This window comes from Flavihumibacter rivuli, from assembly GCF_018595685.2.
Taxonomy (GTDB): Bacteria; Bacteroidota; Bacteroidia; order Chitinophagales; family Chitinophagaceae; genus Flavihumibacter; species Flavihumibacter rivuli.
In genome coordinates this window covers 1,557,079-1,579,423 of the sequence record NZ_CP092334.1, presented here as the reverse complement: position 1 = coordinate 1,579,423, position 22,345 = coordinate 1,557,079, and the positions used below count along the sequence as shown (strand labels likewise).

Genomic DNA, 22,345 nt, shown 5'->3' with positions numbered 1-22,345 from the left:
TCTGAATTTTGCCAACATTTTTAGGTAGGCCTTGTTAAAATGTCCAATATTTTTGGAAGGAATTCAGGGCTTGCTTAAACGCGGAAGTGCCTGAATGGCAGGAACTCTCTTTGACTATAAAATTGACTGGTATGGCTGATAGCAAACCTAACCCTATTAAACGTATTCTCAAGATCCTTCGGTTTGAGAAAAAGGAGATATCTGATATCTACTTCTACGCCATTTTGAATGGTCTGGTAAACCTTTCCTTGCCCCTGGGTATCCAATCCATCATTAGTTTTGTTTTGGGTGGGGCTATTTCAACTTCCATTGTTATCCTGATCCTTCTGGTTGTATTTGGGGTAGTCATGACAGGTCTTTTCCAGGTCAACCAGATGAAGCTTATCGAGAAGATCCAACAGAAACTTTTTGTCAGGTATTCCTTCGAGTTTGCCAACAGTATCCCCAAACTCAACCTGCGTAGTGTTGACCGTTATTACCTTCCCGAATTGACCAACAGGTTCTTTGATACCACTACATTGCAAAAAGGACTTGCCAAACTCTTGCTGGAAATTCCTGCTGCGACCATCCAGATCGTATTTAGCCTTTTGCTGTTATCCTTTTACCATCCCGTATTTATTTTCTTTGGATTGGTCCTGATCACGCTGATCTTCCTGATCCTCCGCTTTACCGGTCACAAGGGATTGGAAACAAGCATCCAGGAGAGTAACCATAAATATGAAGTGGCAGGATGGCTGGAAGAAATGGCAAGGGTGGTGACATCTTTCAAGTTTTCTAAGGGCTCCATCCTTCATTTTAAGAATACGGATGAAGATGTGACCAAGTACTTGAACGCAAGGACAAGTCACTTCAATATCCTCCTGATCCAGTATTGGGCGCTGATCGCTTTTAAGGTAGCCATTACTGCTGCGATGTTGATAGTGGGTAGTATCCTATTGGTTAACCAGCAATTGAATATCGGCCAGTTTATCGCCGCAGAGATCATTATCCTTACCGTAATTGGTTCTGTAGAAAAGCTTATCATCAATCTCGAGAACGTTTATGACGTGCTTACTTCCGTAGAGAAATTGGGGAAGTTGACCGACCAGCCGCTCGAAGAATCCGGAAAGCTTAAGTTGGAAAGGAAGGAGGATGGCCTGTCTATCCAGGCCAATATTGCATCATTCGGTTATGAAGATGGCAATCCTGTGATCAGGAATATCAATTTTGATGTGAAGCCAGGTGAGAAAATTGCGGTAATGGGACCTAATGGATCAGGGAAGTCTTCCCTTATCCGGTTGTTATGTGGTGCCTACCAGCCATTTGATGGTGTCATTTGCCTGGATGATATTTCCATCAATAACTATGATATTGATTCTATCCGTTCGCAAACCGGCATTCTATTGAGTACACAAGACCTGTTCAAGGGGACTCTTCTGGAGAATATCACTATGGGCAACAGCGCCATCAGTTACCAGGAGATCAACAGGCTGGCCAATATAGTTGGGTTGAAATCTTTCATCGACAGCAGGCAGGAAGGCCTGCAGATGGAGATCAACCCCACGGGCAACCGTTTACCCAGGAAGATCGTATTGAGGTTATTGTTATTAAGGGCACTTGTCAACAATCCAAGGCTGCTTCTATTGGAGGAACCCTGGCTGGGATTGGAAGAGACCTATTGTCGCTCCATCAAGAACTATATACTGGAGGGAATGCCCAAGACAACGGCATTGGTGGTTACCAATGACATTGACTTTGCATCCAATTGCGACAAGGTATTGTACATGGAAGAGGGTACTTTAAAAATTTCAGGAGATTGGAATACCGTTCAACAGGCGCTAAATAAGTAATTTATGGATCAGGTTAAAAGAATGGTTGAAGATGCAAGTGGTGGCGAAAAGTTCGAAGCCTTCACCACTGTTTATAAGTTTGATCAGCAGAGTGCTGTCCGTTATTGGGCTTGGGGTGTATTGATCGCCCTGATCATTATCCTTTTCCTTCCCTGGACCCAGAATATCAGTGCCCGGGGTAATGTTACCACCCCTCGCCAGGAGCAGCGCCCACAGGAATTGAATGCCATTATTGGCGGTAGGATCGTGAAATGGTATGTAAAGGAAGGTGACCTGGTCAAGAAAGGGGATACTATCCTGCAGCTTGCAGAAGTTAAGGTAGATTACCTTGACCCTAACCTGGTAGGAAGGACCAAGGACCAATTGGAAGCAAAGAAATCAGCTGTAGAAAACTACAAAGGCAAGGTGACCACCATTGACCAGCAGTTGAAATTCCTGGAACAGGCATTACAATTAAAGTTGAACGAACTGGAGAACAAGATCACGCAGCAACGCTTCAAAATCAGGAGTGATAGCATGGAATTAATTGCTGCTGAAAATGATTACAAGTTCAAGCAGGAGCAATATAAGCGCCAGAAAGTGATGTATGATTCCGGGGTTGTTTCATTGCTGACCCTTGAACAGCGGAACCAGGCTTTGCAGGATGCGATGGCAAAACGTACGAGTGCTGAGATCAAGTTGGGCAATGCCAGGCAGGAGTTGACCAGGTTACAGATCGAACTGAATGGTGAACGCCAGCAATACCTCGAGAAGATTTCGAAAGCCCAGGGTGACAGGTTTACCACTACCTCACAGATAGCAACAGGCGAGGGCGAGGTCGCAAAACTGGAGAACCTCTATACCAGTTACGATATGCGTAACCAATTGTACTATGTAACCGCTCCACAGGATGGACAGGTGATAAAAGCCATGAAGGCAGGTTTGAATGAAATGGTGAAGGAAGGTGATATGCTCGTGGAGATCGTGCCTACGGATTACCAATATGCAGTGGAGATCTTTGTAAGGCCGGTTGACCTTCCATTGGTAGCAAAGGGGCAGAAGGTAAGGTTCATCTTCGACGGCTTCCCTGCCATTGTATTCAGTGGCTGGCCCCAAGCCTCTTACGGTACATTTGGGGGAGTTGTATCAGCTGTTGAAAGTTCGGTTAGTCCTAATGGTAAGTTCAGGGTATTGGTTGTAGAAGACAGGGAAGATAAGCCCTGGCCCAAGGCCTTGAAAATGGGCACAGGGGCTTCTGGTATCGCCCTGTTAAAGGATGTTCCCATTTGGTATGAATTGTGGCGGAACATCAACGGGTTCCCGCCTGATTTCTACCAGCCAACAGAGAAAGCGGATGGTAAGGATAAGACCGCAGCAAAAAAATAAAGCGAGGAAATTGATGTATAGAAGAATGACCAGATCCTTGATTGCAGTTGTTTGCTTTCTGGCGCTATGGAAGCCTTCCATGGCCCAGCAGGATAGTTCCCTGTTCCCATTAAGTGAACAACAATTCCTGGCCATTGTAAGGGCTTATAATCCTATTGTCAAGCAAGCAGCATTGAATGTGGAGAGTGCGGCAGCTATCCTGAGGGAAACCAGGGGCGCATTTGATCCGCAACTGGGAACGAATTTTGAAAGGAAGACCTTTGATGATCTGCTGTACTATAGTTATTTCAACCCTGAAATAGTCATCCCTACCTGGTATGGTATTGAGATCTATGGGGGACTTGAGGAGATCTATGGCGATAAGCCGGCAAATGTTTGGACGCTTGGACAGAGTAGTTACCTTGGGGTAAGTGTTCCTTTGGCCAAGGACCTGCTCATCGATAAAAGGCGGGCTGTTTTACGGCAGGCTAAACTCTTCCAGCAGCAGGCCGAGGTGGACAGGATCAATGCAGTCAATGACCTTTTGAATGAGTCCCTGGCGGATTATTGGACATGGGTAAGGGAGTACCAGGTGTATCGGGTGATCAGGGAGGCGGTAGCAGTTAACGAAGCAAGGTTCAGGTATATCCGTATTGAGGCGCAACAAGGCCTTCGCCCTGCCATTGATACTACTGAGGCATTGACCCAATTGCAACAGTTCCAATACCTGGAGTCTGAGGCACTGGTAAGGTACCAGAATGCCGGGTTGATACTATCGACCTATATGTGGCTGGATGGGGACAAGCCTTTTAATTGGAGTCCAAGGATCGTTCCGGACAGTTCCTGGCTAGGAAAAAGTGATTGGAACAACCTGCTTCCGCCGGTCGAAGAACTGGTAACCGAAGCGAGATTGGAACATCCCAAGCTTAGATCCTATGAATTCAAGTTGGATGGCCTGGATATTGAGAAGAGGCTGAAATTCCAAAGCCTCCTGCCAAAAATGGACCTGAAGTACAACCTGCTGAATAAAGGGTATAATGTGTTCAATAAGGTTGATGGTGCCTTCCTGGAGAATAACTATAAAATTGGATTTGACTTCAAGATGCCCTTATTGCTCAGGCAGGGAAGGGGAGCATACCAGCAGGCTAAAATCAAGATCAGGCAAACCAACCTTGACCGCGACCTGACCGGTTTGCAGATAGAGAATAAGGTTCGCCAGTATTACAATGAATTGATGGCCTTGCGCAACCAGATAAGGATCTATGAAGATGCTTACGAAAATTACCTGCGACTGTTCCGGGGTGAGGACCTCAAGTTCAAGATTGGTGAAAGCAGCCTCTTCCTGTTGAATGCCAGGGAAAACAAGGCCCTCGAAGCATTACAAAAGGTATATGACCTGAAGACGAAATGGTATAAGAACTACGTGGGTTTGCTTTGGTCAGGAGGAAAGTTGAAATAATTCCAATAAAAAAAGACCGCGATCGCGGTCTTTTTTTTGTGTTAATTCAACAAGGGGTTGACTTCAATTTCCTTTAAGTCGATAGTGGAATAATCCCTTATCTCTTTATACAAAGTGTCGCGTTCAACCGGCTTGCGTTTTACTTGCTTGATCAGGCTGACCAACTGGGCTGTGGACATAGCGGGTGTTTGTTCTTCAGATCCCGCCATGGAATAGATCTTGGTAGAATCATCTATAGTGCCATCGATATCATTCACGCCGAAAGAAAGCGTCAGTTGTGCATTGTTCCTACCCAACATTGGCCAATAGGCTTTCAGGTGGGGGAAATTATCCATATACAGCCTGGCAACGGCATACATCTTCATGTCTTCCACAATGCTGCTTTCAGGGATATGGCTCATCTCATTATCCTTGTTGCGGAATTTGAGCGGGATGAAGGTATTGAATCCGCCTGTTTTATCCTGCAGGCTGCGTAGCCTTTCCATATGGTCTATCCTATGGCTGTACTGCTCAATATGGCCATAAAGCATAGTGGCATTGCTATGCATGCCCAGTTCATGGGCAGTTTGGTGGATCTTCAACCAGCCTGCTGCATCAACCTTGTCGGCACAGATCTGCTCCCTGATCTCCGGGGCAAAGATCTCAGCGCCTCCGCCAGGTAACGAATCAAGTCCTGCTTCATGCAGGTATTTCATGCCTTCTTCAACGCTTACTTTTGCCTTCCGGAACATATAGTCCAGTTCTACGGGCGTAAAGCCCTTGATATGCAGGTCTGGTCGATGTGCTTTGATCTTGCGTAAAAGCTCAGCGAAAAATTCAAGGGTGAGTTTGGGATGGACGCCTCCTACAATATGTACTTCCGTAACGGGCTTGCCATCGTATTTGCGCACAATATCCAGCATCTGTTCCGTGGTCAGTTCCCAACCTTCCTCACGATGGGCATACAAGCGGGAGTAGGAACAGAATTTACAGCTGAATACACAAATATTGGTAGGCTCAATATGGAAATTCCTGTTGAAATAGGTCTTGTCACCATGTAATTTCTCCCTGACAAAATTGGCCAGGGCGCCAAGGAAAGGAAGTGATCCGTTCTCAAACAGGATGATCCCTTCTTCCGGGAGTATGCGCTCCCCTGCCAACACTTTTTCACCTATCCTCCTGAGGGCCGGATTTTTCTCACTTTGGAGCAATGCTGCCACAGAACTGTCTTTCATATTTAGTTATTGGTCTTTACGACTCTTTGGTTGATCACTTTGTTGGTGTACACCACCCTGATATTATACAATCCGGATGGCTGGTTGTTTAGGTTCACGGTTATGAAGCTTGGGGCATTGCCACTGAACTGTTGGCGCCAGATAACCTGCCCTAACATATTGACCACTTCAACAGACCTGATATTTTCCTGCTCCCTGTAGTGACGGATATTCACCAGGCCATTGGTCGGATTCGGGCTTACCAGGTATCCTTGTTCCTTCAACTTCGCCGGCAAAATTATGCTATTGATGTTTATGTTGTCGAGGTAAAGATTGTTACCATAGTTGTTGATATTCCTGAATATGACCTGCACGGGGTTACCTGCTGCCATATAAGAAGTTATATCCACTGAGTCTGTCCGCCATTCTCCCGGAGATGACGGTATGAACTCCTGTAAAGCAGGAATAGAGGGGTTGTTGACGGTTTGAAGTGTAGCCCCCCATTTTTTGTAAATACTGTTGTAGGACCTGCCGCAGTCGCCGGTTACCAATACCTCCAGGGTATCACCCGGGCTGTTTTCCGGGAATGGGTTGATATAGGATAGGTCAAACTTAAGGAATACCGTATCAGCAGGCCCAATGGTGGCCGGAGGCATAAAGAGTTCACTGATGTCGCCGTAATCATTATTGATATAGTTCCTTGCGAAGGCAGACCTTGAACCTTTACTAGCTGCGGCATTGGTAGAGGACCATTTATATGCAGTGTTGCCTTCACTTAGCCAGTTATTGGGAGGGAATGCTGCTTGTTCAAAGCTTTCCGTTAATGGTGCTTCAACCTGGTCGAATACAAAGAATTGCCTGTTTAGGGTATCATTGCCCGTATTGCCATCAGCTATGGCATTGGGGGAACTGATCCAAACCTTGACCTGGTGAGGGCCACCAATGGCAAGGTTGAATGAGGAATCCATAACGTAATCTACCTGTTGGTTATAGTCAAGTGAAAGGCCCGTGATCTTTCTGGTCACTACAGGTAAATTATCCAACTGGATGAACAGGTCAACCGAGGTCAATGCATTTTTTCCACTGTTCCTTATTGTAATGGAAGGGGAGAATGTCCTTGAACATATCCTTTGTTCCGGGGTATTGATAGATAGTAATGTGGCATCAACCTGGGGAATGGATAATGCTGTTATACCAATATCGTCGATGTAAACATTTTGGCCATACTGGTTTTTCGACACCCAGGCAAAGGTCAGGTCCCTGATGCCATTGAAAAAACCGAGGGGAATGCCAATCCGGTTCACTGCCCAATCGGAGTTGGCGGGAACCCAGTTGATATCACCCGTTGTTCCTGTTGTGCTGGCCAGGTCGTTTCCTCCTTTCTTCCATATGAGGTAAGGGAAGGTGTTGCCACAGTCTGTTGATGCCATTAGCATCAGGGTATCCGAGAAGGATGAGGAAGAAGAATACCTTTTATAAGCATGGGCAAAATTGATGATCACTGAATCAGCCTCAGGGAATTTTACCTGTGGTGTCAATAGGTAATCCAGGTGATCATTACCATTGTAATTGAAAAGGTTCATATAGGCAGAAGCAATGCCCGATTTCCTTGCCAGCGTAGTCCTCGTCCAGGTAAGGCTGCCTTCATCCGGGTTGAAGATATTCCAGTTTTCAGGAGGGAACCTCATGCCTTCAAACCCTTCTGTCAAGGGGGCATTTACAGAACTGAAGACTGTAAATGTATTGGTCAGGGTATCATTTGAAGTGCGTTGGTCTGCAATGCCGTTGGGGTTGTCCAGGTATATCCTGAGTGAATAATTACCAGGATTGGTTATGACTATCGGCAGGTCTATCGTATCTGCCGCCTTATAATCCAAAGACCCGGACCATTGGATATTCCTTGCTGTTCCATTATTCAATTGCCAGTTCACCCTTAAGGAGGTAAGGGTGGTATTGCCTGCATTTCGGATAATGATCCTCGTTAGGATATCAGAGGGCTCGCAATAGGTTTGGCCGTTAAAGGGAGCGAGGACCTGTTCCAGTTTGGCATCAATATCCTTGTTGGGTGCCAGCTTAATGGATGCTATCCTCGTTTTCCATGATTCGGGAGTGCCATACATGGCTGTCACCCAGAAGATCGAATCGTTCAGGGGATCAGGTGCGATCATATTGTAGTCGCCCCACCTGGAAGAAAAAGTACCGTAGCCTGTTCCATTCACAATCGTGGTTTCATCGGCTGTGAGCTGCCCTGGCGGGTCATCCTGGTTACGGCCACTTACCCTGATGCCTGGCCAGGTTGTTGATGAGGAAACATTATAAACGGCAGCGATCTGGCCGCGACTATTCATGTTCATGGAAGGGTAGAAGCGATGGGTGTCGTCAGGGGAATAGGTTCCTTCCTGGTATAAACCCCAATTGCCAGTGCCGCTCCTTCTCAATTCGTGCCACCTGATTCCTGCCACCCCGCCGCCAGCATTAACAGTATGGTAAGCCAATATCGATTCATGGCTGGTAAACCTCCTGTAGATCACCTTGTCCATCACGAAGGAGGTGGATGCCAAAAGTTTTGGGTTATTGCCGGGTGTTGTTACACAGGCCTGGAAATAACCCCCATCTTCACAGATCACCGGGTTGAAAGGTGCTACAGCAAAGGAGGTGTATTGCTCAAGCCTTGAGTTGGCCGGATTATTAAAGTTGACTGAGAATGACAGCATACCTACACTGTCAACATCATTCCCATCTGTCCTGGCATCATCGTTCCTGTATACGAACAACCCTGGCAGGCCGGTGCTGACAGCGGCCGGGCCGAAGGCATTAACCGGGGCAAGCCCATCATACTTCTGCACATCATTTACCCTAACGCGCTGCATCTGGACGGAAGCTGCCCCTGAAAGCATCTGCTGCTTGTTGAAGGCAAAACAGGAAATGCCGACAAACTGGTTATCCGGCAGGCTGAAATCACGTGTTGTTGCATAGTAGGCATCGCTCCAAACCGAGATCTTGGGATAATCCGGGAAAAAGCTGGCATCTGTGAACTTGTAAACCCACCATTGACCCAGGGGGTCGGCTGTCCTGGAAACAAAAAAGATCAGTGTATTGATATCATTACCGCCTGAAGGTGTGCCGAACTCCATCATGACATAGCGGTCTGCATATTGATCATAGAGGCAGATACCATCGCCCGCGCCACTGTAGCCACTTCCCGGAACCAGGTTGTCAAGGTAGGTCCTGTTGTTCAGTGGTACACCAGCTTTGCTGAAGACCTGGAAATAGGCTCCCGAGGGACCATTGACCATCTGAATGACATGATTGGGGCCAACGCAGAGGGTGGGATCACCGGGGGTCAATTCCGGGGCAAAAATACCATCCAGGTTGACGCCTATTTCCGGGGCGAGAATATCACCAAGAGGTGAAAAGCGGGATTGGGCGGTATTGGGGGAAGCAAACCGTAAAGGGTCATTTTTGAAGAACTTCGCCTTTGGGTCCGGCTTCAGTGCAGGACTCTTCCTTTTTCCCCTGTTCCAGAGTAACCCTTTCCGGTCGCGGACAATTTCGTTGAATTGGTCTTCCCTTGGTTTAAAATCACGAACAGGCTCGGTAATGCCAAGCCTAAGGCCTTTTACCGATTCTATTTTGCTTGTTTGAGCAGATGAATAGGAAAAGAATAATAGAAGTGTGATCGCCAGTGCAAAAAATCTCGTCATTCCTGCCTCACCGGCCCAGTTAGGCACGGATTGGCAAATATAAAAATTGCCTATTATGCGAGCAAAAGCTGTGGAAGCCTAAATCCCCCTTTTGGGCATTTTAATGGTAATTTTTCCTGGTTATTTTTGAATAGCCCCATAAATCCTTGTTTTTGACCGGCATTTCCGTTCGGATGCTAAAAAACTGCTATCTTGGCGGTTTGTTAAAATTTTCTGCATGGACCGTTTCCAGGGTATCCTTGGCATTGTTCTCATATTAGGAATTGCCTATTTATTTTCCAATAACAAGAAGAAGATCAATTACCGGGTTGTTTTTAGTGGTATAGCGCTTCAATTGCTCATTGCCATCCTGATCCTTAAGGTTCCGGCGGTTACCAGTTTTTTCCAGCTGCTGGGAAAGGGTATGGAGAAGATCGAAATATTTGCCAGGAAAGGGGCCTCATTCGTGTATGGCGGTATTGCGGTGCAACAACCTGACGGCTCCATTGGGAACTACCTGAATGGGGGCTTTGTTTTTGCCTTCAATGTAACGGCCACTATTATCCTGGTTTGTGCGCTGGTAGCCATCCTCTATCATTTTGGTATTATGCAGCGGATCGTTGCAGTGATCGCCAGGGCAATGAATTACGTGATGAGGGTGAGCGGGGCAGAAGCCCTCAGCAATGTGGCCAGTGCATTTGTTGGGCAGGTAGAAGCCCAGGTGATGATCAGGCCCTACCTGCAGACCATGACCATGAGTGAACTGCTGGCCAGTATGAGCGGCAGCCTTGCCTGTATCGCTGGAGGTATCCTGGTGGTATATGCCAATATGGGTTCACAGGCAGGACTTGACCTGGCACCCAAACTGATCATGGCCAGCCTGATGGCAGCACCCGGAGCCCTAGTCATCTCCAAGATCGTTTTCCCTGAAACCGAGGAGAGCCAAACCATGGGAAGGGTAAAAATGGAAGTGAAAAGCCACTATACCAATGTGGTGGATGCTATTTCACATGGGGCAGGCGATGGCTTCAAGATCGCCATGAATGTGATCGCCATGTTGATCGGGTTTATTGCTGTTATTGCCTGTATCGACTGGATGCTGATCAAGATCGGTCATATCTTCGATCCTTCTTTTGACCTTAGTCTCAACTTTATCTTCAGTAAGATATTCTATCCCTTTGCCTGGGCCATGGGAGTTCCGGGTGAGGACGTCAATGGCGTGGCTACCCTGCTTGGGCAAAAACTGACCATCAACGAGTTTGTTGCCTTCCAGAACCTAACGAATAAATCTGTACCCATTGTATCTGATAAAGGATTGCTTATCGTAAGTATCGCGATCTGTGGCTTCGCCAATTTCAGTTCAGTAGGCATGCAGATAGGAGGTATCGGAGAACTGGCACCAGGAAGACGAGCTGACCTGGCCAGGTTGGGTTTGAAAGCCCTCCTTTGTGGCACCCTGGCCAGTTACCTTTCCGCTACCATCGCTGGAATACTGATGTAAGAAAAACCTGGATTAAAAATACCGATGCCCCATTTGCAAAGCAATGGGGCATCATGCTATATAAAGGTTTTTTAATTCCTTCTCTGTACTTTGAATTCTATGGAGAAAGGCAGGGATTGTCCATTGTCAACACGCTTAGCCCTTCCGCTGATCTTGCCTTCTATCTCTTCCCCTACAGCACCAAATGCAGTAATGGTCACCAGTGCTTTACCATCCTGTACATAGACAAGGTTCTGGTGGCTGATCTCCAGGCTATTTACCCCATACTGTCCGGGTTTGGCGGGACCTTCGAACTGAAAGCTGAGTTTACGCGTTAGCTCATCACGATTAGAGGCCGCATAGATCTGGGTAATATTCTTAAAAGAGGAACGGTTGGAACTAATGCTGTCCTCCGGGCTATAATTCATGAAGCTATTGCTGCTGATGGCATAGTTCACATATTGCGGGCCTATTGCCATGCAAGTGGATAGATCGGTCAATTCATTATTACCCGGCCTTAGCACCACGCTATACCCTTCACTCTTCATATTGCCATCACTATTGGTGGCTATGACCAATGCTCTTACCGGGTTGGCATTGCAGCGGTTGATGGCTATGGCATAGTTTCCATTATTGATGGCGGCCCTGTAGGATTTTCCATCTACCAGGATTTCTACCCAGCCGTTGGAAACAGGGGCGTTCTTGCAATTGCTCACCTTCCCAGCCAGGCTTATGGTCCTGTTGCCTTCAAATGGAACGGCAATGGCAGGAAGGCTGGTTGTCGTGGAAAGTGTCCGGATATTCTGAATACCGATTCGCTCACCACAATCATTTAGAATTTCCAGTAACAACTCCTGGTTGGCAGGTAAACTTGCGGCCATTCTTCCATCGTTATCGGTCCTTCCTTCCCACCAGGTTTTACCATTCTCACTGGCTGACCTAACCAGGTATCGACCCATGGCAAGTGCACCGCCTTGGGAGGTCCTGATGGTACCAGTCACCCTTGAAAGGGGTAGGGGGGCTCCAACACTTGTGTTGGAAAGTCCGGTGATAGTTGTGGAATAAGACGTTCCATTTTTATTGGCAATTCCCTTTTTTATCCAGATCCCTTTGCTGGCATCATATTGCCAGATGGGAACGGAATTGGGCGAAGAAGCGCTTAGGCTGGAAGGGATCGGCAAGCTTAGTTGGATGACCTTGCCTGGCAGAATATCCAATGAACTTCCATTGGTGCCACTAATTTCCAGCATCAGTGCAGTATAGGGGTCTATGATGACTTTTTCTCCAGATTGGTCTGTCCCTAGTGAAGAGAAAGGCAAAGCGGTATGGCCTTGTTGAAGTCCGGGGGGCAGCCACCTGAAATGAACCAGGGCCTGACCGGAGTAAATAGAATTGGTAACCTTATCGATAAGGGTATTGGCTTCAATGGTAAGGAGAGCTCCATTGCCATCATTCAGGATGGCCCCACTGCTGCTGTTGATATAGTAATCACCGGCATATTCCTTTAGTGAAATGTCTGCCTGAAAACCAGTGCTGTTACCTATTTCGATGAGTTGCGTATGGTGGAAGAAGCCTTGCTTTTTTACTTCGATCAAGGCGCCATTGGGGTTGACCTGGATTTCGTTGAAAAGGAATCGGCCATCGGCATCCGTACTGGTTGCTTGCATACCTGAACGAACCATTGCTCCGCTCACGGGAACCTGCTGCTCATCCAGCACCCTGCCTGAAAGGGCAATTGCCCTTGTCATGGGGGATTGGCTGGTGGTTGGGGAGGAAATGGGTGATTCCAGGTCCTTCCTTCCACAGGACCCTGCCAGTATTGCCACCAGGGCCAATACCGTTGCGGTTTTTAGGATTGGATTGTTCATAGGTACGCTGCTTAGGCAATAACGCTAAAATTGGATTTTTCTTGTACCGGTGGGAAAGTGCTCAAAATCCAGGCCAGCCTTCGCTGCTAAGTGTTTACCTGTAGTAGGGTAATAATGCCAAAGGCACCACTTGGGTGCCTTTGTTGAATCCTTATAGATAAAACAATTAGATATGAGCTTCTATCTTCTTTACGAAGTTAGCCTTCGGCTGTGCACCAACCAGTTTGTCTACCACCTGGCCGTTCTTGATGAACAGGATGGCAGGGATGGAGGTGATACCATAATTGATGGACAATTGGGGGTTATGGTCAACATTTACCTTGCCGATCTTAACCTTTCCATCGTATTCCTTGGACAGCTCTTCAATAACTGGTCCGATAGCGCGACAGGGGCCGCACCATTCTGCCCAGAAATCGATTACACTTAGTTTATCTGATGCCAGCACTTCCGTCTGGAAATTTGAGTCTGTGAATTCGAGTGCCATAGTTTTCTATTTAAAATTTATTATTCAGGTAAAAAAGAACACAAAAATAAGTCCGTTGGTTGAATCAGGTTGTTATGACATCCCTAATTGTTAACAGCTGTTAATTTGTGACAACCTGTACCTCCAGATCGGGATTTTCCTGCAGCCAGGCCGTCAATTCGTCACTCATTTCAATTCCCTTGTCAATGCTGTACAGGCTGATCCGGTTACGGGTCCTGGGTTCGAAAATGTTAAAACGAACCGTAACCCCTCCCTGGCCTCCGCTTTTTTCCACCTGCCCCTGAAGGAAGTTGATGATTTCCGGGGAGACATGCCTGGCCTCCATGTCAAGGATCAATTGCTTCGTGAGGTTTTGTTTTACGCTCTCCAGTAGGGTGATTCTTTCGATCTTGAACTCGTAATTATCGGTATTGAATCGCTGCTTGAAGAATCCGGTAAGGAAAAGGTTCTTACCCTTTACCAGGTAGTCCTTGAAGCGCATGTAATCATCCCCCCAAAGCATGAATTCTGACTTACCGGAATAATCTTCCAGTACCAATACCCCAAAGTTCCTGCCTGTCTTGGTGATCCTCTCATTGGCGTCTATCACTAGTCCAGCTAAACGGTATTGCCTGCCCCTGGCCATGAGGGTGGTGGATTCCTTTTCCTCATTGAAGGCCTGCATGGGCATGATACCGTAATGCTTCATTTCGAATTTGAAATGATCAAGGGGGTGACCGCTCATAAAGATGCCCGTCACTTCTTTCTCAAAGTCGAGTTGTTCGGTAAGGGTCCATGGTTCACAAGGTGGTATCTTGGGTTGTGGGATGTCCATAACGGTGGCTATCTCCCCGAAAAGTGTATTGCTGTTGCCCGTGCTCTGGGCCTGGTAAATATTACCGTATTTGATGATCTTCTCCAGTCCATTGGTATTATCACCGGGTGGGGTAAAAAAGTATTGTGCACGGTGTAATTCGGGGAAACAATCAAATGCACCGGCATACACCAGGTTTTCCATGGTCTTTTTGTTGACAGTACGTTGGTTGACCCTTTTAACCAGGTCAAATACCGAGCTGAATGGGCCATTTTGTTTCCTGTCGTGGATGATGCTTTCCACGCCCGCTTCTCCCACGCCTTTCAGACCGCCGAGGCCAAAACGGATATCACCGGCCTGGTTGACCGCAAAGCCCTTTTGGGATTCATTGATATCTGGTCCGAGTACATTCAGGCCCATCCGTTTACATTCTTCCATGAAAAAGGTGATCTTTTCAATGGCGCCGGCGTTGTTGAGTACCGCGGCCATGTATTCGGAAGGGTAGTGGGCTTTCAGGTAGGCGGTCTGGTAGGCCACGAATGCATAACAGGTGGAGTGCGACTTGTTGAACGCATACTGGGCAAATGCTTCCCAGTCGGTCCATATCTTCTCCAGTTTATCCTTGGGATGTCCTTTAGCGCTGGCGCCCTCCACGAACTGGGCCTTCATTTTATCCAGTACGGCTTTTTGCTTCTTACCCATTGCCTTACGCAATACGTCGGCATCACCCTTGGTAAATCCTGCCAGCTTTTGGGCGAGCAACATTACCTGCTCCTGGTAAACGGTGATACCATAGGTCTCCTTCAGGTACTCTTCCATTTCAGGTAAGTCATAAGTGATGGCTTCCCTTCCATGCTTACGGTCGATGAAGTTGGGGATATAGGCAATTGGACCGGGACGGTACAGGGCGTTCATGGCAATAAGGTCCGCAAATTGGTCAGGTTTGAGGTCCCGCAGGTATTTCTGCATTCCCGGGCTTTCGAACTGGAACGTGCCGATGGTATCACCGCGTTGATAGAGTTCAAAAGTCTTCAGGTCGTCAAGGGGAATATTGTCGATCTCAATTTCCACCCCATGGTTCTCCCTGATCATCTGCAAGGCATTCTTGATGATGGTCAGGGTCTTAAGGCCAAGGAAGTCCATCTTGATAACACCAGCTTCCTCAATGATGCTGCCCTCTATCTGGGTGACCAAAAGTTCCGAATCTCTGGCGGTACATACCGGTATGATGTTCATGAGGTCGTCAGGCGCAATGATAATACCCGCCGCATGTATACCGGTATTGCGCACTGAGCCTTCCAGCCTTTCAGCTTCCTTCAGCACCTGAGCCCGAAGGTCGGTACCATGGTAAATCTCCCGCAGTTTGCGTACACTTTCCAGGTCCTCGGGGCCCAGGCCCTCTTTCGCTTCCAGTGATTTTTCCCCTTCCTTGGCGGTGAGTGGGGCGGTGAGCACCCTGCCCAATTCAATGCCTGGTTTTTCTGGGACCATTTTCGCCAGGGCATTGGATTCTGCCAGGGGAAGGTCGAGCACCCTGGCCACATCCTTGATACTCATTTTGGCGGCCATCGTACCATAGGTTACGATCTGCGCTACCTGGTTCTTACCGTATTTCTGCACCACATAATCGATCACGCGCTGGCGGCCGTCATCATCAAAGTCGGTATCGATATCCGGCATGCTTTTCCTGTCGGGGTTCAGGAAACGCTCGAACAGGAGGTTGTACTTGATAGGGTCAATATTGGTGATGCCTATACAGTAGGCCACCGCACTACCCGCTGCCGATCCACGACCTGGGCCGACGAATACGCCCAGGTCACGACCAGCCCTGATAAAGTCACTCACAATCAGGAAGTAACCTGCAAATCCCATCGTTTTGATGGTGAACAATTCAAAGTCCAATCGTTCCTGGATATCAGGGGTAATGTCTGTATAGCGCATTTTAGCACCCTCGTAGGTAAGGTGCTTCAGGTATTCCCACTGGTTCAGGTTGGCATCATCATGTACCTGGAATTCCTTCGGGATGGGGAAGGCGGGAAGCAGGATATCCTTTTTCAGGTTGAGTAACTCCACCCGGTCAACGATCATATTAGTGTTGTCGATGGCCTCAGGAACATCCTTGAAAAGTTCCTTCATCTCCTGGGTACCCTTGAAATAGAACTGGTCGTTCGGGAATTTGAATCGCCTGTTCTTGATATGGGTATCATCATTCACGAAATCGTCGAAACCGGGAGTACTCTGCTTTTCACCGGTATTGATGCAGAGCAGGATATCGTGCGCATTGGAGTCATCCCGATCCGTATAATGGCTGTCATTGGTGGCAATGACCGGGACATTGAATTTGACTGCAAACTTCAGCAGGACCTGGTTGATCAATTCCTGTTCTTTGAGATTGTGCCTTTGCAGTTCAATAAAGTAGTCTTCCCCAAAGATATCGAGCCACCATTTGAATTCCTTTTCAGCGGCATCCTCCCCATCGTGCAAAATGGTTTGGGGTACATAGGCGCCAATACAACAGGTGGTAGCGATCAGGCCTTCGTGGTATTTCTCGATCAGTTCCTTGTCGATCCTGGGGTACTTGCTATACATGCCTTCAGTATAGCCCAGTGAGGTGAGTTTGATCAGGTTCTGGTAGCCCTTGGCATTCTTGGCCAGCAATACCTGGTGGTAACGCTCATCCTTCTGCTCCTTGGTAAAGGTCTTTTGGTGGCGATCCTTCACCACATAGAACTCGCAGCCCACAATAGGTTTTACCCTGGGTTTGCCGTCCTCACCCTTATGCTTATACGCTTCTGATACAAACTCGAATGCCCCAAACATATTACCATGGTCGGTAATGGCAATAGCTGGCATTTCTTCCTTGATGGCCTTCTTGTACATGTCCTGGATGGATGCGGCCCCATCCAGCAAGGAATACTGCGTATGGCAATGGAGGTGTGAAAACTTACTCATGTTCTGGTGCACGGTTAATTCAAGTCCGGCATGCAATTAACTAAGATTAGGGCATTTTTCGGCCACCAGTTTTAGCACGTTTTGCTCACATCTGAGAGTGCGGCCCGATTTTAGTACTTTTGCCGGGCATACCATAAAAAGAATATCCTTGAAGAGGCTGATTTATATATCCATACTTTCATTATTTGTCATTTCCTGTAGTACGACCAGGAAATCCAATACGGGTGAATCCCCTACCGTCAAGCGCACCCTGATGGGGGATCCAAAGTTCATCGAATCCATTAGCATCACCCCCGGTGAAGATGGGTATGATACCGGTGATGATGCCCGTTCCGGTGGGGCCACCAAGAAAAGGACCAGGCATGCCTATTCCGGAAATATTGAGAACAGCTCCGCGTTACAATTCAAATATGCCATCATGCTGGGTGAAGAAGTAGAGGCGCTTTCCAACACCAGCCTGCTTCAATTCATCGATGAATGGTATGGTACCCGTTACCGATATGGAGGCAGTACCAGGGATGGCATTGATTGTTCAGGTTTCAGTTGTTTGCTGATGAGTTCTGTATTTGGTAAGAAGTTGTCCAGGACGGCGAGGGAGCAGTTTGAAGAATGCCAGAAGATTCCCAGGGAAGCTTTACAGGAGGGCGACCTTGTATTCTTCAATACCAGGGGAGGCGTTTCCCATGTTGGGGTTTACCTCACCAATAATAAGTTCGTACATGCATCCACATCGAGCGGGGTGGTCATCAGCGACCTCGATGAAGAATATTACCGTAAGCGGTTTGTAGGAGCCGGTCGTTTGATGAACTGATCAATTTCTATTTCCCTTTCTTAATAGAATAAGGCTGGCCTTTGGGTGATCTCATGGTAACAGATACAGTCGGTATCGTAGTAATGGAATACCATTGATCTCCTGGTCCTGTTCTTATTGAGGTGTGGCTCCCCTCCATGCATCAGGTTGGCATGCCAAATGATGAGGTCCCCTTTGCGGGCCGTAAAGTATTGCCTGTTAAGCCCAAGCTCCCTGATCTTTTCCTGTACCATGGCTTCATAATCGGCATAATCCTTAGGGCCTAACCACCATTTGTTTCCTTCATTGCCATAATCGCTGTTCAGGTAATAGGGAATGGTATGGCTTCCAGGATAGTAATGGAGCGGACCGTTCTCGCTGTCAACATCTTCCAATGCGATCCATACCCCCAGTAATCCTCCTAAGGGGAAGGTGGTCATATGGATACTATCAGAATGTGTGTGCAATTCACTCCCTTGAAGGAAGTTCTTGCTCTGGAATAATGTAGGATGGCCCTGGATCAGGCAAGCCAAAAGCTCCAGCAGTTCTTCATTGTTGCCGATTTCATTGATGAGGGGAATCTGGCGAAAGGCAAACATGATGCTTTTTTTGAACCGGAACCGGGCCTTTCTCTCCCTGACCAGTTCTTCAATGGCGTTGTTGACAGCCTCCACCATGTTTTCATCCAGGTATCCCCTGATCACTGCAAATCCCTGCTCCTGAAATTGAAGGAGGGATTGCCGGGATTCCTGGTCAAGTTTTTGGAAGAGCCCGCATGCGGCCAGCTGCTTTTGGGGAATGGATGGTTTCAGGCGTTCCGGTGCGAGTCCTTTGAAATCCGCACTTGAGACAGGGGAGTAATATTTCTTTTTTAAGCCCAGTTTTTTATACAGGGGAACATTATGCCCCAACTGTTTTTTATGAAAGAAGTTATAGACAATATAACCCAGTTTGGACCTTCGGATAAGGGAAAGCATGATCCTGGAAAAGCTTTGGTTGGTTAATAGGAACAGTTTGATCGGTCAGCCTGGTTAAAGCTGGTGATCAGGAATTGTTTAATCAAGGCTTCTTACCGTAACATAGAAATTCTTGTCAACCGAAAGACTGGTTCCATTGCTATTGATGGCTTGCCATTCAGTGGTAGGGTAGAGCCATTGGTCCTTACCGTTGAAATTTACTTTTAGGGGCATGTCAAACCCGTTCACGCAATTTCTCCAGCGATACGATAGCTTGCCACCGCTAACACTATATTGGAACTGGGGTACCTGTGTGGTCCTGAGGTATTGCTGGTACACTTTTGACAGGTCCCTGCCTGCGGTTTTGGACATATACGCTTCTATGTCGGCTGATGTTACGGTCTGGTGGTAATAATCCTTGTTCATTTCCCTCAGCATGTTCCTGAATTTCTCATCATCACCAATGATCTGGCGGATCATATGGATCATGTTGGCTGCCTTGGGATACATATCGCTGCTGCCTTCCTTGTTCACACCATAAGGACCAATGATGGGAATATCATTCTGGATTCCCCTCCGTACTCCCTGCAGGTATTCGTTACCGGCATGGATGCCCGACTGGCATTGGGTGTAAATGGTTTCACTATAACTGGTAAATCCTTCATGTACCCACATATCTGCAATATCCTTGGTGGTGATATTGTTGGCAAACCATTCATGGCCACTTTCATGGATGATGATGAAATCCCACTTGTTGCCCCAACCTGTTCCCGACAGGTCGTTGCCAAGATAGCCATTGAGGAATTTGTTCCCATAGGCAACTGCACTCTGGTGTTCCATGCCCAGGTGGGGTGACTGGACCAGTTTGTACCCATCTTCATAAAATGGATAGGGGCCAAACCAGTGTTCGAAGCATTGTAACATGGGTGTTACTTGCCTGAATTGTTTTTTTGCGGCATCCAGATCTTCTTCCAATACCCAATAGTCACAATCCAGGTCGCCTTTTTCTCCCTTATACACTTCGTGCCAGGTGGCATATTTACCGATATAGGGGATGATATTGTAAGAGTTGATCGGGTTTTTCACTTCCCAGGTAAAACGATCATATTGCGGGTTGCTTTTATCGGTCCTGGTGAGACGGCCATTCCCAACACCGATCAATCCTTTGGGGGCATTGATGGTGAGTCTTGCGCCATTATCGGGTTCATCGCTCTGGTGGTCCTTGCAGGGATACCATACACTGGCCCCCAAACCCTGGCAGGCCACACTCATCCATGGGTTACCATTTTTATCCTTACTCCAGATCCATCCGCCGTCCCATGGTGGCCGAATGGCTTCCCTTGGCTTCCCTTCGAACTTGAGCTTAAGCATTTGGGTAGTGTTTACTGCATTTTGCCCTGACACCACCAGGTGGTAGACGTTTTGTTCCCTGTAAAGTACAACAGGCTGTCCGTCTATACTGGCATCGGTCAGTTCCATGGGTTCCTGCAGGTCGATCTGCATGTTCTTCCCTGCCTTAGTGATCCTGAATTGGATAGCGATGGATCCCTTGATCGTTTTGTTGCTATAATTGGGAGTAACCTCAATATCATAATGCAAAACATCCCACCAATCGCGTTCCGGGTTGATACTTCCCCTTAAGGTGTCTTGCCTGGTAAGGTGATGGTTATCATTCAGGGGTTGTGAAAAGAGTAGTGGGCTGAAAAGCAGGAAGGGTATGGTGGAACAAACAAGTTTTTTTACAAAATTCAATGCCATGGTGGAATGCTGGGTTATATTCGGGATTAAATATAAGAGGTTCCCGCGTATGACGGCGAAATTGATGTACAGGAGGGTAGTGGCTGTGTTAATATTCCTGGTCTCCTGTGGCAAGCGGGAGCAGGGGAATAATATTTTCTGTTATAATGAAAGTTCAGGCATTGCAACACTTGACCCTGCCTTTGCCAAGAACCAAAGCATTATGTGGGCGGTTCACCAATTGTATTCTACCCTGGTGGAGGTTGATTCCAATCTGAATATAGTGCCATTGCTGGCAAAGGATTGGGAGGTTGCTGCCGATGGCAGGACCTATACTTTTCACCTCCGGACAGACGTATACTTTCATGACAGTGATGTTTTTCCCGGGGGGAAGGGCCGCAGGTTAACGGCATCGGATGTAGCCTTCAGCCTCAAACGGATCATGGATCCGGCAACTGCCAGCAGCGGGGCATGGATATTCAACGGGAAGGTGGATCCGGATGAAGGCTTTACAGCCCTTGATGACAGTACCTTCCAATTGAGGCTGCTACAGCCTTTCCGTCCGATATTAGGGATACTCAGTATGCAGTATTGCAGTGTAGTGGCGAAAGAGGCTGTAACCAAATATGGAAAGGATTTCGGCAGGCACCCTGTTGGTTCAGGACCATTTCGTTTTGTGGCCTGGGAAGAAGGGCAGGTATTGCTCCTAAAAAAGCATGCTGCCTATTTTGAAAGGGATGCGCAAGGCAAGGCTCTACCTTATGTTGATGGGGTAAAGATCAGCTTTTATGATAGCAAGGCTACAGAGTTCCTTTTGTTCCGGCAAGGGAAACTCCATTTCATCAATGATATCGATCCATCTTTCAAAGATGAAGTGCTGAGTAAGAGGGGGAATTTAAGGAAGGAATGGGAGGGTAAGGTACGCCTTTCGAGGCACCCTTACCTGAATACTGAATACCTTGGAATATTGGTGGACAGCAATAATGCCCTTGTCAGGACTTCACCACTGAAAAGCAAATTGATCAGGCAGGCCATCAATTATGGTTTTGACCGGAGGAAAATGATGCTCTATTTGCGCAACTCCATAGGGATTGCGGCGGAAAGTGGTTTTGTTCCTGCAGGCCTTCCTTCCTTTGATAGTGCAAAGGTCAAAGGATTTCACTATGATCCGGATAGGTCCCGCCGATTGCTGGCCGCGGCCGGATTTCCAGGTGGAAAGGGATTGCCGGAGGTCAGGTTGCTCACCATACCGATCTACGCCGATCTTTCCAGTTTTATTGCACGGGAACTAAAAGAAATAGGCATTACTGTTCAGGTTGAGGTAGTGCAGAAGAGTTTGTTGCTGGAGCAGACGGCCCAGTCAAAAGCCCTGTTTTTCAGGGCAAGTTGGATAGCCGATTATCCCGATGCTGAAAATTACCTGGGCGTATTCTATTCAAGGAACCCGGCACCTCCTAATTATACACGCTACAATAATCCTGAATATGATCGGCTGTATGAAACAGCTTTGCTGGAGCAGGATGATACTGCCAGATTTGAAATTTACCGTAAGATGGACCAATTGCTTATAGAGGATGCGCCCGTAGTTCCCTTATGGTATGATGAGGTGGTACGTTTGGTTCAGCCAGGTGTGGAGGGACTCACTCCAAATGGTTTGAACCTGCTGGAAATCAGGAGACTGCGTTTTGTTGAAGGGAAAGGCAGATAAAATGACCTTAAGATTACAGTTTAATGCTGATTTGCGCCCTTATCGCCCTAACTTTGCGGCTCAATTTCT

At 47.4% G+C, this 22,345-nt stretch carries 13 protein-coding genes; 6 read left to right on the top strand and 7 right to left on the bottom strand.

From position 1 onward, the window contains the following. The first annotated feature begins 131 nt into the window (after positions 1–131). From KJS94_RS06940 to KJS94_RS06930, 3 genes are read left to right on the top strand one after another with little or no spacing between them, the layout of a single operon-like run. The gene (locus KJS94_RS06940) at positions 132–1,829 is read left to right on the top strand and encodes a peptidase domain-containing ABC transporter (RefSeq protein ID WP_214446585.1); all 1,698 of its coding nucleotides are present in this window, start codon (positions 132–134) and stop codon (positions 1,827–1,829) included. Between the two features lie 3 nt (positions 1,830–1,832). Then, positions 1,833–3,194 (top strand): HlyD family secretion protein, encoded by a 1,362-nt coding sequence (locus KJS94_RS06935; protein ID WP_214446584.1) that lies wholly within the window; start codon positions 1,833–1,835, stop codon positions 3,192–3,194. Positions 3,195–3,219: 25 nt separating this feature from the next. Further along, positions 3,220–4,632 carry a TolC family protein gene (locus KJS94_RS06930; protein WP_214446583.1) on the top strand — a complete coding sequence of 471 codons (1,413 nt, stop codon included), beginning with the start codon at positions 3,220–3,222 and terminating at the stop codon, positions 4,630–4,632. Positions 4,633–4,673: 41 nt separating this feature from the next. Here the strand turns inward: KJS94_RS06930 and mqnE are convergent, their stop codons facing one another. Then, positions 4,674–5,846 carry an aminofutalosine synthase MqnE gene (mqnE, locus tag KJS94_RS06925; protein WP_214446582.1) on the bottom strand — a complete coding sequence of 391 codons (1,173 nt, stop codon included), beginning with the start codon at positions 5,844–5,846 and terminating at the stop codon, positions 4,674–4,676. 2 nt (positions 5,847–5,848) lie between these two features. Then, on the bottom strand, positions 5,849–9,556 hold the full coding sequence (locus KJS94_RS06920; RefSeq protein ID WP_214446581.1) for a T9SS-dependent choice-of-anchor J family protein: 3,708 nt from the start codon (positions 9,554–9,556) through the stop codon (positions 5,849–5,851). Between the two features lie 190 nt (positions 9,557–9,746). Here KJS94_RS06920 and KJS94_RS06915 point away from each other — a divergent pair, with 190 nt between their 5' ends. Further along, a complete protein-coding gene (locus KJS94_RS06915) occupies positions 9,747–11,009 on the top strand; it encodes a NupC/NupG family nucleoside CNT transporter (protein ID WP_214446580.1) in 1,263 nt (420 codons plus the stop codon). 71 nt (positions 11,010–11,080) lie between these two features. On the opposite strand, the gene KJS94_RS06910 is transcribed toward KJS94_RS06915, so the two are convergent. From KJS94_RS06910 to dnaE, 3 genes are all read right to left on the bottom strand, one after another. After that, entirely contained in the window at positions 11,081–12,856 is a 1,776-nt protein-coding gene (locus tag KJS94_RS06910; RefSeq protein ID WP_214446579.1) for a carboxypeptidase-like regulatory domain-containing protein, read from the bottom strand. Positions 12,857–13,022: 166 nt separating this feature from the next. Next, entirely contained in the window at positions 13,023–13,340 is a 318-nt protein-coding gene (gene trxA, locus KJS94_RS06905; RefSeq protein WP_214446578.1) for a thioredoxin, read from the bottom strand. A 100-nt stretch (positions 13,341–13,440) separates the two neighbouring features. Further along, positions 13,441–17,085, bottom strand: coding sequence for a DNA polymerase III subunit alpha (gene dnaE, locus KJS94_RS06900; RefSeq protein ID WP_214446577.1), 3,645 nt, complete (start codon positions 17,083–17,085; stop codon positions 13,441–13,443). A 148-nt stretch (positions 17,086–17,233) separates the two neighbouring features. Here dnaE and KJS94_RS06895 point away from each other — a divergent pair, with 148 nt between their 5' ends. Then, positions 17,234–17,896 (top strand): C40 family peptidase, encoded by a 663-nt coding sequence (locus KJS94_RS06895; RefSeq protein WP_214446576.1) that lies wholly within the window; start codon positions 17,234–17,236, stop codon positions 17,894–17,896. A 20-nt stretch (positions 17,897–17,916) separates the two neighbouring features. On the opposite strand, the gene KJS94_RS06890 is transcribed toward KJS94_RS06895, so the two are convergent. Then, positions 17,917–18,852, bottom strand: a complete 936-nt coding sequence (locus KJS94_RS06890) for a phytanoyl-CoA dioxygenase family protein (protein WP_214446575.1) — start codon at positions 18,850–18,852, stop codon at positions 17,917–17,919. Between the two features lie 78 nt (positions 18,853–18,930). Next, positions 18,931–20,589 carry a M1 family metallopeptidase gene (locus KJS94_RS06885; RefSeq protein ID WP_214446574.1) on the bottom strand — a complete coding sequence of 553 codons (1,659 nt, stop codon included), beginning with the start codon at positions 20,587–20,589 and terminating at the stop codon, positions 18,931–18,933. Between the two features lie 49 nt (positions 20,590–20,638). Here KJS94_RS06885 and KJS94_RS06880 point away from each other — a divergent pair, with 49 nt between their 5' ends. Next, positions 20,639–22,276, top strand: coding sequence for an ABC transporter substrate-binding protein (locus tag KJS94_RS06880; RefSeq protein ID WP_214446573.1), 1,638 nt, complete (start codon positions 20,639–20,641; stop codon positions 22,274–22,276). The last annotated feature ends 69 nt before the right edge of the window (positions 22,277–22,345 follow it).